This is a genomic window from Halorubrum sp. Atlit-26R (genome assembly GCF_003666015.1).
Lineage (GTDB): Archaea > Halobacteriota > Halobacteria > Halobacteriales > Haloferacaceae > Halorubrum.
Window position 1 is genome coordinate 209258 of the sequence record NZ_QPLT01000002.1, and the last position, 12073, is coordinate 221330.

The window sequence follows — 12073 nt, forward strand, 5'->3', positions numbered from 1 at the left end:
GGCGCACGCGCGCGGGCGTGAGAGACGAGACGCCGTCAGTCGCGTGCCTACAGCTCCCACAGCTACAAGCCGCGACCCCGCGTACCCCTCCCCGATGCTACCGATCGCGGACTCCTTCGAACACGTCCACCGCGGCTGCGAGATCCGATACGGACGAGGGCGGATCGCCGACCTCGGCGGCTGGCTCGGCGAGCGCGGCCTCGACGACGCGCTCGTCGTCTGCGGCTCGAACACGGGCGCGAACGACGCGCTGATGGGCCCGGTCCGGGAGGGGCTCGGCAACCGGCTCGCCGGCGTCTTCGACGGGACCACCCCCGACAAGCGGGTCGAGACCGCCTTCGACCTGCTCGACGCGCGGGCCGAGGTCGGCGCGGACGCCCTCGTCGCGGTCGGCGGCGGCGCGAGCCTCGACGTCGCGAGGCAGGCGACGCTGCTCGCGGCCGACGGCCGCGACCTCGGCGAGATCCGTGCCGACGCGGAGGCGGGGCCCGGCGCTCTTGGCGACCTCGCGCCCGAGAGCGACCCCGCCTTCCCGTCCGTCGTCGTGCCGACGACGTTCGCCGGCGCGGACGTCTCGACCGGCGGCTCGCTGGAGATATTCTCGGCCGACGAGTCGCCGACCGGCCAACCGGTGAACGTCAGCGGGAGCGGTGCGTGGCCGATCGCGGACGTCGCCGACCCGGCGCTGTTCGAGACGACCCCGCAGTCGGTGCTGGCCGGCTCCGCGATGAACGGCTTCGACAAGGGGATCGAGACGCCGTACGCCCGCGACGCCGACCCGGTGAGCGACGCGGCCGCGGTCCACGGGCTCCGCCTCCTCTCTGACGCCCTCCCGCGCGTGGCCGGCGACCGACCGGGCGGCGAGGAGGCGACGGACCGCGCGGTGGTGGGATCGCTCCTCGTCCAGCTCGATCGCAAGATCAGCGTGATCCACGCGTTCGGTCACGGGTTCGCGCGGCGCTACGACGTCCAGCAGGGCGCGATCCACGCCGTCGTCGCGCCGCACGCGCTGGCGTACCTCTTCGACGAGGTCGACGCGAGCCGCCGGGCGCTGGCGGCCGGGCTGGGCGTCCCGACCGACGGCCGCGACGACGACGCGATCGCGGAAGACGTCGTCGAGGCGATCGCCGAGGTCCGCGACGCGCTCGACGCCCCGAGCCGGCTCCGGAACCTCCCCGAGACCGATGCGGACGACCTACCGGCGATCGCCGAGTTCGTCGCCGAGGACCCGCCGATGGAGCGCGCGCCGGCCGACCTCGACGCGACTCCGGAGGGGATTCTCGGCGTGTTGCGGGCTGCCTGGTAGGCGCGGCGGCGGGTCAGTCGGTCGACGACTCCGCCGCGTACGTCTCCAGCGCGGTCAGCTTTCCGCCCTCCGGGTCGACCGAGAACACGTCGACGAACGCGAACAGCTCGTCGCCGTCCGCGTCGAGCAGCCGGCCGCGGACGGCCACGCCGGGTCCAGCCGGGTAGACCCTCTCGACGACGTGCGTCGTGTCGGTGTTCGGCCGCTCGTCGCGCATGAACGCGACGAAGCGGTCGCGGCCCTCGAACGTGCGGTCGGGGCGCCGCTGGACGAAGTCGGGGGCGAGCAGCGACGCCAGCCGGTCGTACTCGCCGGCGTCGAGCGCGTCGTAGTAGGCCCGAGCGAGCGCGGCGGGGTCCGCGTCCGCTGGCGCCACCGCCTCGCCCTCCCCTCCCTCACGCCGCGAGGGCATCGAACTCCTCGGCCGAGGTGCGGGTTCCCTTCGAGATGATCACGTCGCCGCCCCGGAGCGTGGTGTCGATGTCGGGGCCGACCAGCCACTCGTCGCCCGTGCGCCGGATCGCGAGGACGCTCGTCGAGATGTCGGTCGCGGGCACGCCGTCGACGACCGCGGTCCCGTCGAGGTCGCTGCCGGCGGCGACCTCGGTCCGGGTGATGATCTCGTCGGACTCCTGGACCGCCATCTCCACGACGGGATGGACGTCGAGGTCGCGGCGGACCCCCTCGGTGATCGCCAGCGCGGCGTCGGATATCTCCTCGGTCGCGACGCCGAGGTGGATGAGCCCGCGCAGCGACACGGGGTCGTCGGCCTCGGCCGCGGCCCGGAGCGTCCACGCCTCGAAGCGCGACTGGAGCGCGTCGACCTCGATCTCGAGGTTGCTCACCTCCTCGGCCAGCTCCTCGTTGTCGAAGAGGACCGAGCCGTAGGCGAGGTCGACGGCGAGCTCCGAGAGGTTCTTCATCAACACGATCGAGTCGACCGCGCGTTCGAGGTCGTCGATCGCGGGTTCCGCGGGCGGGTCGGGCTCGAACGCCTCGCCGCTCAGCTCGGGATAGACGTCGGCGACGCCCGCCTCGGGGCCGCGCAACAGCGTCACGTCGCCCGCCTCCAGCCGGGTGTCGCGCCCGGGGTTGAGGATCCAGTCCTCGTCGCGCCGGACGGCGATGACGCGGACGCCCGTCTCCGATTCGAGGTCGATCGCCTTCAGCGTCCGCCCGGCGTACGCGGAGTCGGCGGCCACGGTCCCGCGAACGAGCGTCTCGACGCCCGCCGACAGCGCGCCGCGCATCGCGTCGGGGAGCCCGATCTCCTCGGTGACGATCTGGGCGATGTCGCCGGCCGCGTCCGCGATCTTCTCCGCGGCGCCGACGACGCCGAGAACGGGGGCGAGCGTCTCCGCCTCGTTCGGGTTCCGCGCCGCGAGCATCAGGCTCATCCGGGCGCGAAGCTGGAGCACGTCCATCCGGTGTTCCAGCTCGACGACCTCGTGGGCGACCGTCGGACTCCCGTGGAGGACCGCGGAGTACGACAGGTCGATAAGCAGCTCCGCGGTGTCTTTCATCTCGACGAGCAGGTCCTTGACGCTCGTCGGCTCGTAGCGGACCGTGCGCCCGTCGAAGCGTCCCATGCGACTCCCTCTCCGGCACCGAGTAAAAGGCTTGTTGCGGGAGCGGTGAGCGGGTGGGTCCGGACCCGACGGCCGGTTCAGAGCGCGTCGCCGGCGGCGTATCCCGGTCCTTCCTCGGGGGATTTCGGTTCACCGGCGACCGGCGCCGCGAGGTCGACGAGCGCGAGCCACCCCAGCAGCCGGGCCGCGCGGTCGCGCCACGTCGCCTCCCAGTCGGGGTCGCGAGCGCGGTCGTGGCGCGGGACCCGGTCGCGGGTGGCCGCGAAGAGGTCGGCGGCGGTCAGGGGGTCGTCGGGCGAGGCCTCCCGGAGCGCCGCGAGCGCCTCCGGGACGAGGAGGACCCCCTCGCGAAGCCCCTCGCGGACGCGCTCGGGGGTCGGTTCGGCGTCCGCGCGCACGAACCCCCGTGAGGTCTCCTCGGCGAGGCCGAGCGCGCGGAGGAACGCGAGCCAGTCGTTCGCGGTCTGGCGGTCGGGGAGGTCGCACCGACGCACGAGCCGGGCGCAGCAGTCGTCGGTGTCGCCGGGGACGAGCGGCACCGCGCGCTGGTACTCGCGAAGCGCGTCGAGGTCGGCCGGGGGTTCGGGGACGGGTTTGAGTCGCACGGGAGCGTGAGAGGGGTTACGCGGCGCTCAGCGGTAGCCGAACGACTCCGCGAGCAGCTCCTCGTCGGTCTCGCCGACGGTGTAGACGGGGCCGTCGACGACGTCGACGGTGACCTGAGCCGGGGCGAACACGCTCTCCGGCACGTCGTAGAAGTCCCAGTCGGCGTCCTCGAACACCTCGACGAAGGGCCTGCCGTACTCCTCGCTGGCGGTCGAGACGATCTCGTCGAAGCGGTCGTCGTCCCGGGCGACCTGGAGGTGGACCTCGCCGCCGTACGCGAGGGCGTCGTTCGTCCGGCCCATCGCCTCGGTCTCGTCGCGGGTCGCGGGCGCGAGCGGCGCCGAGCCGGAGGCGTGGAGCACGTCGGTGGGCTCGTAGCCGACCTCCAGCAGGCGGAAGACGGCGAGCTCGGCGGCGCGGGCCGCGGTGGTGACGGAGCCGGCGGTCGAGCCGGTGGCGAACGTCGGGAGGAACACGCCGTCGGTGTCGACCTCGGCCATGTCGGCGACCTGCTCGGCCACCTCCTCGTCGGGGAGCGTCGTCGACTCGATCGCCAGCGTGGCGAACTCGGAGGAGTCGTAGTAGCCGACGCGCTCGAACTCCGTCTCGCGGCCGACCAGCGCGCGGGCCGGGCCGGAGCCGAGCCCCTCGAAGCCGCCCTCGGTCGTCACTTCCCAGCCGGCCTTCTGCGAGCAGAGCAGCGCCACGGCGGGGTGGTCGGTCGACAGCTCGACGTACTGGCGCGGCGCGCCCGCGAGCTCGCCCATCCGGGTCTGGAGGTTCGCCAGCCCGGCGGTCTGGATCTCCGCAAGCAGCAGTCCCGCCTCGACGCCGCCGGCCGCGTCGATTCCGAAGTCGACGACGGTGGCGCCGTTGTCCAGCTCGTAGCCGACGACGTCCAGCTCGCCGGCGAAGTCGAGCGCCTCGTCGACCAGCTCGATCGCGGTCCGGTTGATGCTTTCCATGGGCCAGGGTACTCGCTCCCCGTTTAAGGGGTTTGGCTGTTCGACGCGCCCGGGCTCGCGCTCGGTCTCGGAAAAAGGCCAGCGTCATCGAAGGTCGCCCATCCCGTGAATTTTACCGTATTGGGGGCTAACACAACTAATATGAGTTCGGCAGGTCCTCGGGGGATTCAGGCGGTACCCCAAGAGCTCCGTGACCGCGAGTCGTGGCTCGACCCGTTCGACTGGTACCGCCGGATGCGCGAGAGCGCGCCGGTCCGGTACGACGAGGAGCGGCACTCGTGGGACGTCTTCCGGTACGCCGACGTGAAGCGCGTGTTGGACGACGACGAGACGTTCTCGGTCGACCCCCGAGAGGCGAACGACTTCGTCGAGCCCGAGGAGCCGGGCGAGGGGCTGATGCTCGACACGATGCTGTTCGAGGACCCGCCCCGACACGGCGAACTCCGCGGCGTCGTGGACGACTGGTTCCGGCCCCGGCGGCTCGCCGACCGCGAGCCCCGTTTCCGGGAGATAGCGGGCGGACTCCTCGAGGACGCCGTCGGCGCGGACGGGCGCATGGACGTCGTCGCGGACCTGGCGTCGCCGTTCCCGGTGACGGTCATCGCCGAGCTGCTCGGCGTCCCGCCGACGGACCGGGACCGGTTCAAGACGTGGTCGGACGCGCTCGTCGAGGCCGCGGGCGCCGAGGAGAGCGCGGACGCGTACGCGGACCGCCAGCGGGAGACGCAGGTCGAGATGGCGCAGTACTTCCTGGAGATGATCGAGGCCCGCCGGGAGGAGCCCCGCGACGACCTGCTCTCGGTCATTGTCACCGCCGAGTCCGAGGCGGGCGGGCGCCTCTCCCGCGAGGAGGCGCTCGGGACGTGTATGCTGCTGCTCGTCGCGGGGAACATCACGACGACGAACCTCATCGCGAACGCGGTCCGGTGTTTCGTCGAGGCGGACGCCGACCTGTTCGACGAGCTCCGGGGAGACGAGCGCGCGCTCGCGAGCGCGGTCGAGGAGGTGCTGCGGTACCGCTCGCCGGTACAGGCGATGGGGCGGGTCGCCACCGAGGACGTGACGCTGGGCGGGGAGACCGTCGAGGCGGGCGACCGCGTGATCGCGTGGCTGGGCTCCGCGAACCGAGACGAGCGGCAGTTCGAGTCGGCGGGGGAGTTCCGGCCCGACCGCTCGCCGAACCAGCACCTCGGGTTCGGGTACGGCACCCACTACTGTCTGGGCGCGCCGCTGGCACGGCTCGAAGCCGAGGTCGGCCTCTCCGAGCTGCTCGACCGCGTGGAGCGCGTGGAGCTCGCCGAGGACCGCCTCCAGCCGACCCGGAGCTCGTTCATCTACGGCGTCGAATCGCTCCCGATCCGCTACGACGAGCGGGGGTCGGACCCGACTCGCGACTGACGCCGCACGCCGCGTTCGCCGCGGACGTCGGCGAGGCCGGGACCGGCGGTCGCCGCGCCGACGCCCGGCTACTCCCGGGTGGCGTACCGGTACCCGACGGCGCCGACCGCGAGCAGGGCGGCGGCCGCGCCGACGAGGAACAGCGCGGTGCTGCCGGAGCCGTAGCCGTACGGAACGGGGAGATCGGTCCAGCGGTTCAACGCGAGGAGGGCGACCGCGAGGAGGGCGACGGCCGCGCCGACGGCCCTCCCGAGCGGGGAGTTCGATCGGCTGCCGGGCATACGCGGCGATCCCGACGTTCGACTGAAATATCTTCCGGCGTGCCGGATGCTGCCGTCCGAACGAGGGTCGCTCCGACCGCTCACCAGAAGCCGCCGTCGGAGTCGTCCGGCCCGCCGCTCCGGCCCGAGCCGCCACCACCCGGTCCGCTCGGACCACGGGGACCGCTCGGTCGCGGGTCGGGATTGATCTCGACGGGCTCCGACTCCGCTCGCGGGTCGACCTCGCGGCCCTCCTCGTAGCGGACGAACGAGAGGTAGAAGGGCTCGCCGCAGCCGACGCCGCCGGCGTCGGGTTCCCGATACGGTTCGTCGCCGCCGACGTCGGACCCCCGAACCCCGTCGTGGGGGTCCCAGTCGACGCCGTCGCTCTCGCCGCAGACGAACCGGACGCCGTCCGCGTCGACCGCGTCGCCGTCCTCGCCGCTGTCCGCACCCCCACCTCCCCCCTCCGCGTCGAACGGCTCGGTCGGCGCGACGTAGGTCCACCCCTCCAGCGGGTACGGCGTCACCGACTTGTCCGCGAGGTATCCCTCACGTTCGAGCGCGACGAGCGTCCCGCAGTGCGGACAATAGTACGTGACCGGGTAGCTCATACCGCTCGTAGGGGATCCGTTTATAAACAGCCGTCGCCGACGCGTCAGCTATTTGATCGCTCGGGACCACGGTTCGACATCTCACCGGACACCTCCACTGCCGACGATTCCGACGCATCGGACGATCCCTCCGGACTCGTCACGCGACGGCGACTCCTGTACGGCGTCGCGGGCGGAATCGGTCTCCTCGGAGGCGGCGGCCTCTACGTCGCGAACGCGCTCGACGGCGACGCCGGCGGGTACGAGGCGCCCGAGACGCAGCCGATGGTGTCGACGCGCGGCCGCCTCGACGCCGACGAACCGGCGGAGCGGTCGGGGTCGTGGGCGTTCGACGGGGCCGACTCCGTGATCCTGTTCGTTCACGGTCTCGGCGCGGACGCCGAGTCGGCCCGCGACCTCGCGTACACCGCTCGGCTTGGGCTGGCGGCGGCGATGGAAACCGGCGGAGAGGCCAGCGACCGCCCCGTGATCGGCTACTCGTGGGCGTCGAACGTCGACTGGGGACCGGCGAAGGAGACCGCCGACGCCAACGCCGTCCCGCTCGCCGACTGGCTGACCGCCTGGGCGGACGGCGACGGCCGGCCGGTCCACCTGTTCGCCCACTCGCTCGGCGCCCGCGTGACGGGGGAGACGCTCCGCGAACTCGCGGCCCGGGAGCGAACGGACGCCCTCGCCTCGGTCTCGCTGTTCGGCGGGGCGGTCCCGCACGACAGCGCCGCCGTCGACGGCCGATACGGCCCCGCGATCGCGGCGCTCGACGCGCCGGTCTACAACTTCCACAGCCGGAACGACCGCGTCCTCGGCTGGGTGTACCGCGCGTCGGACCGAACGCGCGCGGTCGGGCACGGCGGGCTCCCGGACTCCGCGACCGCCCCCGAGAACTACGCGGACGTCGACGTCACCGACCTCGTCGCGGACCACTACTCGTACGTCGAGCCCGAAGAGGGATGCCTACCCCGCGCGGTCGACCGACTCGGGTTCGAGTAGTTCGCCGGCGCGGCGACCGCACCCTGGCGCCTCGGAGCGCCCCACCGCCGGCTCGCCCCCGGAACCCCTTTTACCGGCGCGGTCGACCGTTCGGGCATGATCGACGAGACCGTCGCCGAGATCCGGGCGATGCGGACCCACAGCACGTCGGCGGTGGCCGTGAAGGCGACGCGGTCGCTCGCGGACCTCCTCGACCGCGAGTACGTGACCGTCGACGAGTTCGAGCGCGACCTCGAACACAACGCGGGCGTGTTGCGCCGGTCGAACCCCTCCCACGCCGCGCTCCACAACGCGATGCGCGACGTGGAACGCTCCATCGTCGGCGAGGCGACGAGCGTCGAGGGCGCGAAGCAGCTCTTGGAGGACGTGATCGCCCGCGTCGTCGACGACATCGAGACGGCGAAGGGCGAGGCGGCCGCCAACGCCGCCGAGCGCATCGAGGACGGCGACACGCTGCTCGTCCACGACTACTCGACGACGGTCTTAGAGGCGATCGAGAACGCCGCGCGCGACGGCGCGCACCTCACCGTCTACGTCACCGAGGCGCGCCCGCGGACGCTGGGCCGGAAGACCGCGCGCGTCCTCGCCGGGATATCCCGCGTCGAGACGCGGATGGTCGTCGACAGCGCGATGGGGTATGCCCTCCGCGACTGCGACCGCGTGCTGCTCGGGATCACCTGTATCACCGGCGGGACCTACTACAACCGGATCGGCACCTTCCCGCTGGTGGTCACCGCCCGCGAGCTCGGCGTCCCCGTCACGGCAGTCGGCTCGGGCGCGAAGACAATCGAGGAGTTCCGCTTCGAGAACGAGTTCCGCGACGCCGTCGAGGTGATGCGCGAGCCGGTCGAGGACGTGGAGATCGAGAACCCCAGCTACGACGCCACGCCGATCGGGATGATCGACATCGTGATCACCGACGACGGCGTCTGGAACTGAGCGGGGCACGGGCAAGTCGCGTGCCGCACCGATTATCGTCGTACTCCTCGAGCGCCGTCGTACCCGCTCGAACGCCGCGTAGCCGGCCGAACGACTCCGTGTAGCCCAAAACGCTTTGTGCGTGTACCGTGTTAACGGGTACAATGAGCGTGCATCCGGGTTCGGCGGCGGTCTTTCAGATTCCAGATCAGGGGGTGACGGGCGCGAACTGCGCGAGCGGCTGGTGCGAGCTGTGGGCGGTCGCGACCGAACCGGGAGCGATCACGGCGGTCGCGCTCGCCGGCGTGCTCGCGCTGGTCGCGTTCGCGTACGTCCGCGACGCCGAGTCGGCCTGCCGCCGCGAGCGACGGCGCGTCCTCGACGAGCGGGACGCGTTCGAGTCGTTCGCCGATCGGGTCGCGGGGATCGACACGGTCTCCGTCGCGACGGACGCGACGCCCTCGGGCGTGCCCGCCGGCGCGCTCCGCGGACTCGACGGTCCCGCCGGCGGACGACGCCCCGGGGGCGGGCCGGCCGCCGACAACGCGACGCTGAGGCGGGTGATGGCCGCGTACCACGACACGGTGTTGTCGCTGCCCCACTACCGGGCCGAGTACGACGAGTCGGCCGCGGAGAGCCTGGCCGCGGAGCTCGGCCCGGACACCGCGACCGCGCTGGCGTCCGACGGCGGGCTGTCGAGCGGCGCGCGGTCGGCGCTCGTCGACCGGAGTCGCCGCGCAGCCGAGGCGCGCGAGCGACTCGCCGACGCGATAGACGAAGAGATCGGCGAGCTGGGCGACCGAGAGGCGACGCTGTCGTCGATCGACCGCCGCCGCCGCCGGCTGATCGGTCACTTGGAAGGGATCCGTTCCGGCCGGGAGACCGACGCGGCGATCGACGTCTGGAACCGGTTAGCGGAACTCGAAGGGGAGTGCGACGACCTCGCCGCCGATCGGCAGCGCTCGCTCGACGACCCGCCGCTGACCCCCGAAACGGCGCTCGACGGCGACCACGAGCGCCCGTTCTACGACTACCTCTACGGCTCCACCGACGGGCCGCGCTACCCGGTCCTCGCGCAGATCGCGGAGGTCGCCGACGGGATCCGCGCGGACAGAGACCGTGTCAGTACGCGGATCGCCGGCGGTCGCTGACCGCCTGGTAGTCGCGGTTCGTCCGCTGAGCGCCTACTGACTGCCCAACGGCCGCTCCGAGCGGAGAGAAACTCAAAACTACCGGATTGTTTATGAAGGTAGGGCGGGACTGAGCGTGTATGAGCTGGCAAGCGGCGGAACGAGCGTTCACGGACGACGCGGTCGCCCGGGAGACGCTCCCCGAGATGTTCGAACGCACCGCGGAGCGACACGCGGACCGGATCGCGCAGCGGTACAAGGGGGGAATCCACGACCGGTCGCTCGTCGCCGCCGGGGTCGTTCCGGAGGCGCCCGCGGGCGAGTACGCCGACCTGACGTATACCGAGATGCGCGGGATCGTCCGGAACCTCGCCGCGGGCTTCCGCGAACTCGGCGTCGACGACGACACGCGGGTGGCGATGTACTCACGGACGCGCATGGAGTGGGCCCAGACCGACTTCGCGGCGCTGGCCGCGGGCGCCGTCGTGACGACCGTCTACGCCTCGTCGTCGCCGAGGCAGTTGCGCTACCTGCTGGAGGACCCCGAGGCGACCGTCGTCGTCGCCGAGGGCCGCGAGATGCTCGAGGACGTGCTCGCGGTGCGCGGCGACCTCGACCACGACCTCGACGCGATCGTGACCGTCGACGACGTGGACGCAGACGAGATCTCGGCCGCGGACGTCGGGATCGACGCCGACGCGCTCGACGACGGCGCGCTCGACGACGTGTACACTCTCGGCGAGGTCCACGAGCGCGGCGCCGACGCGTTCGACGAGGCGGCCTACGAGGGGTGGATCGACGCGGCCGACGTCGGCGACCTCGCCAGCCTCATCTACACCTCCGGGACCACCGGGAAGCCGAAGGGCGTCCGGCTCACGCACGCGAACTTCCGGGACAACGTCTCGCAGTGTTACCGGCGGTTCGCGGACCGACCGGACCGCGACCCGGACGTGCCGGGGATCTCCGCGGAGACGACCACCCTCTCGTTCCTCCCGCTCGCGCACGTCTTCGAGCGGATGGCGGGCCACTACATGATGTTCGCCGCGGGCGCGACGGTCGCGTACGCGGAGAGCCCCGACACGCTCCGGGAGGACTTCGGGCTGGTGCGCCCGACGACGACGACCAGCGTCCCGCGCGTCTACGAGAAGCTGTACGACGCGATCCGCGAGCAGGCGAGCGAGTCGCCGGTCAAGGAGCGCATCTTCGAGTGGGCGGTCGACGTGGGGCGCGCCCACCACGAGGCCGACGACCCCGGCGCCCTGCTCGACGCCAAGCGCGCGGTCGCCGACCGCCTCGTCTTCTCGTCGGTCCGGGACGCGATCGGCGGCAACGTCGACTTCTTCATCTCGGGCGGCGGGTCGCTGTCGGCGGAGCTGTGCGCGCTGTACCACGCGATGGACCTCCCGATCTTGGAGGGGTACGGCCTCACGGAGACCTCGCCCGTCATCAGCGTCAACCCGCCGGAGGCGCCGAAGGTCGGCACGATCGGCCCGCCGGTCGTGAACACCGAGATCGCGATCGACGGCTCCGTCGTGGGCCAGGAGGTCGCGGACCTGGCGGGCGACGTCGGCGAGCTGCTCGTCCGCGGGCCGCAGGTGACCGACGGCTACTGGAACCGCCCGGACGCGACCGCGGAGGCGTTCGTCGACGCAGACGACCTCCCGGACGACGCCGTCACCGCCGGGACCCCGCCCGACGAGCGCGTCGGCGTCGACGGGGACGGAACCGACGACGCGGACGACGGCAAGACCGCCCGAGAAGCCGACGCGGCGGCGGCCGCCGCGGACCCGTGGTTCCGCACCGGCGACATCGTCCAGCTCCGACCGGACGGGTACGTCGCCTTCCGCGAGCGCGCCAAGCAGTTACTCGTGCTCTCGACCGGGAAGAACGTCGCGCCCGGGCCGATCGAGGACCGCTTCGCCGCCAACGAGTTCGTCGAGCAGTGCGTCGTCCTCGGGGACGGCCGGAAGTTCGTCTCCGCGCTCATCGTGCCCAGCTTCGAGAAGGTCGCGGCGTGGGCCGACGCCGAGGGTATCGACCTGCCCGACGAGCGCGCCGAGGTCTGCCGGGACGACCGCGTCCGCGAGCGGATTCAATCGGAGGTCGACCGCGTGAACGAGGAGTTCGAATCGTACGAGAAGATCAAGCAGTTCCGGCTCGTCGAGGAGGAGTTCACCGAGGACAACGACCTGCTCACGCCGACGATGAAGAAGAAGCGGCGGAACATCTTGGACCGGTTCGCCGACGAGGTCGAGATGATATACGAAGAGTCCTGAGCGTCTGGGGAGGGCGACCTCCCG

General features: G+C 72.2%; 12 protein-coding genes. 6 read left to right on the forward strand and 6 right to left on the reverse strand.

The window, feature by feature from the left end; genetic code table 11:
• Nucleotides 1–94 precede the first annotated feature (94 nt).
• Entirely contained in the window at nucleotides 95–1306 is a 1212-nt protein-coding gene (locus tag DVK07_RS03470; protein ID WP_121595753.1) for an iron-containing alcohol dehydrogenase family protein, read from the forward strand.
• Nucleotides 1307–1319: 13 nt separating this feature from the next.
• On the opposite strand, the gene DVK07_RS03475 is transcribed toward DVK07_RS03470, so the two are convergent.
• The 4 genes from DVK07_RS03475 to mch form a co-directional block, all read right to left on the reverse strand.
• Complete coding sequence (locus tag DVK07_RS03475) at nucleotides 1320–1718, reverse strand: nuclear transport factor 2 family protein (protein WP_121595754.1); 399 nt, start codon at nucleotides 1716–1718, stop codon at nucleotides 1320–1322.
• Entirely contained in the window at nucleotides 1702–2895 is a 1194-nt protein-coding gene (locus tag DVK07_RS03480) for a potassium channel family protein (protein ID WP_121595755.1), read from the reverse strand. Before DVK07_RS03480 ends, DVK07_RS03475 begins: the two co-directional genes overlap by 17 nt.
• 77 nt (nucleotides 2896–2972) lie before the next feature.
• On the reverse strand, nucleotides 2973–3500 hold the full coding sequence (locus DVK07_RS03485) for a hypothetical protein (RefSeq protein ID WP_121595756.1): 528 nt from the start codon (nucleotides 3498–3500) through the stop codon (nucleotides 2973–2975).
• A gap of 27 nt (nucleotides 3501–3527) precedes the next feature.
• Nucleotides 3528–4466 (reverse strand): methenyltetrahydromethanopterin cyclohydrolase, encoded by a 939-nt coding sequence (mch, locus tag DVK07_RS03490; RefSeq protein WP_121595757.1) that lies wholly within the window; start codon nucleotides 4464–4466, stop codon nucleotides 3528–3530.
• 141 nt (nucleotides 4467–4607) lie between these two features.
• On the opposite strand from mch, the gene DVK07_RS03495 reads away from it, so the two are divergent.
• On the forward strand, nucleotides 4608–5864 hold the full coding sequence (locus DVK07_RS03495; RefSeq protein WP_121595758.1) for a cytochrome P450: 1257 nt from the start codon (nucleotides 4608–4610) through the stop codon (nucleotides 5862–5864).
• Between the two features lie 68 nt (nucleotides 5865–5932).
• Here the strand turns inward: DVK07_RS03495 and DVK07_RS03500 are convergent, their stop codons facing one another.
• Together DVK07_RS03500 and DVK07_RS03505 are read right to left on the reverse strand one after the other, a co-directional pair.
• The gene (locus DVK07_RS03500) at nucleotides 5933–6145 is read right to left on the reverse strand and encodes a hypothetical protein (RefSeq protein ID WP_121595759.1); all 213 of its coding nucleotides are present in this window, start codon (nucleotides 6143–6145) and stop codon (nucleotides 5933–5935) included.
• Between the two features lie 80 nt (nucleotides 6146–6225).
• The gene (locus tag DVK07_RS03505) at nucleotides 6226–6738 is read right to left on the reverse strand and encodes a hypothetical protein (RefSeq protein ID WP_121595760.1); all 513 of its coding nucleotides are present in this window, start codon (nucleotides 6736–6738) and stop codon (nucleotides 6226–6228) included.
• 264 nt (nucleotides 6739–7002) lie between these two features.
• On the opposite strand from DVK07_RS03505, the gene DVK07_RS03510 reads away from it, so the two are divergent.
• The 4 genes from DVK07_RS03510 (at nucleotide 7003) to DVK07_RS03525 (ending at nucleotide 12049) form a co-directional block, all read left to right on the forward strand.
• Nucleotides 7003–7725 carry a DUF726 domain-containing protein gene (locus tag DVK07_RS03510; RefSeq protein ID WP_121595761.1) on the forward strand — a complete coding sequence of 241 codons (723 nt, stop codon included), beginning with the start codon at nucleotides 7003–7005 and terminating at the stop codon, nucleotides 7723–7725.
• 96 nt (nucleotides 7726–7821) lie between these two features.
• Entirely contained in the window at nucleotides 7822–8664 is an 843-nt protein-coding gene (locus DVK07_RS03515; RefSeq protein ID WP_121595762.1) for a translation initiation factor eIF-2B, read from the forward strand.
• 143 nt (nucleotides 8665–8807) lie between these two features.
• A complete protein-coding gene (locus DVK07_RS03520; protein ID WP_121595763.1) occupies nucleotides 8808–9794 on the forward strand; it encodes a hypothetical protein in 987 nt (328 codons plus the stop codon).
• A 119-nt stretch (nucleotides 9795–9913) separates the two neighbouring features.
• Nucleotides 9914–12049, forward strand: coding sequence for a long-chain fatty acid--CoA ligase (locus tag DVK07_RS03525; RefSeq protein WP_121595764.1), 2136 nt, complete (start codon nucleotides 9914–9916; stop codon nucleotides 12047–12049).
• Nucleotides 12050–12073: the final 24 nt, after the last annotated feature.

What these genes read in the sequence shown, in the direction of transcription:
- DVK07_RS03480 (WP_121595755.1), bottom strand. Translation starts at nt 2,895, where the DNA reads ATGGGACGCTTCGACGGGCGCACGGTCCGCTACGAGCCGACGAGCGTC.
- DVK07_RS03525 (WP_121595764.1), top strand. Translation starts at nt 9,914, where the DNA reads ATGAGCTGGCAAGCGGCGGAACGAGCGTTCACGGACGACGCGGTCGCC.
- DVK07_RS03495 (WP_121595758.1), top strand. Translation starts at nt 4,608, where the DNA reads ATGAGTTCGGCAGGTCCTCGGGGGATTCAGGCGGTACCCCAAGAGCTC.
- DVK07_RS03510 (WP_121595761.1), top strand. Translation starts at nt 7,003, where the DNA reads ATGGTGTCGACGCGCGGCCGCCTCGACGCCGACGAACCGGCGGAGCGG.
- DVK07_RS03470 (WP_121595753.1), top strand. Translation starts at nt 95, where the DNA reads ATGCTACCGATCGCGGACTCCTTCGAACACGTCCACCGCGGCTGCGAG.
- DVK07_RS03520 (WP_121595763.1), top strand. Translation starts at nt 8,808, where the DNA reads ATGAGCGTGCATCCGGGTTCGGCGGCGGTCTTTCAGATTCCAGATCAG.
- DVK07_RS03505 (WP_121595760.1), bottom strand. Translation starts at nt 6,738, where the DNA reads ATGAGCTACCCGGTCACGTACTATTGTCCGCACTGCGGGACGCTCGTC.
- DVK07_RS03500 (WP_121595759.1), bottom strand. Translation starts at nt 6,145, where the DNA reads ATGCCCGGCAGCCGATCGAACTCCCCGCTCGGGAGGGCCGTCGGCGCG.
- DVK07_RS03475 (WP_121595754.1), bottom strand. Translation starts at nt 1,718, where the DNA reads ATGCCCTCGCGGCGTGAGGGAGGGGAGGGCGAGGCGGTGGCGCCAGCG.
- DVK07_RS03515 (WP_121595762.1), top strand. Translation starts at nt 7,822, where the DNA reads ATGATCGACGAGACCGTCGCCGAGATCCGGGCGATGCGGACCCACAGC.
- mch (WP_121595757.1), bottom strand. Translation starts at nt 4,466, where the DNA reads ATGGAAAGCATCAACCGGACCGCGATCGAGCTGGTCGACGAGGCGCTC.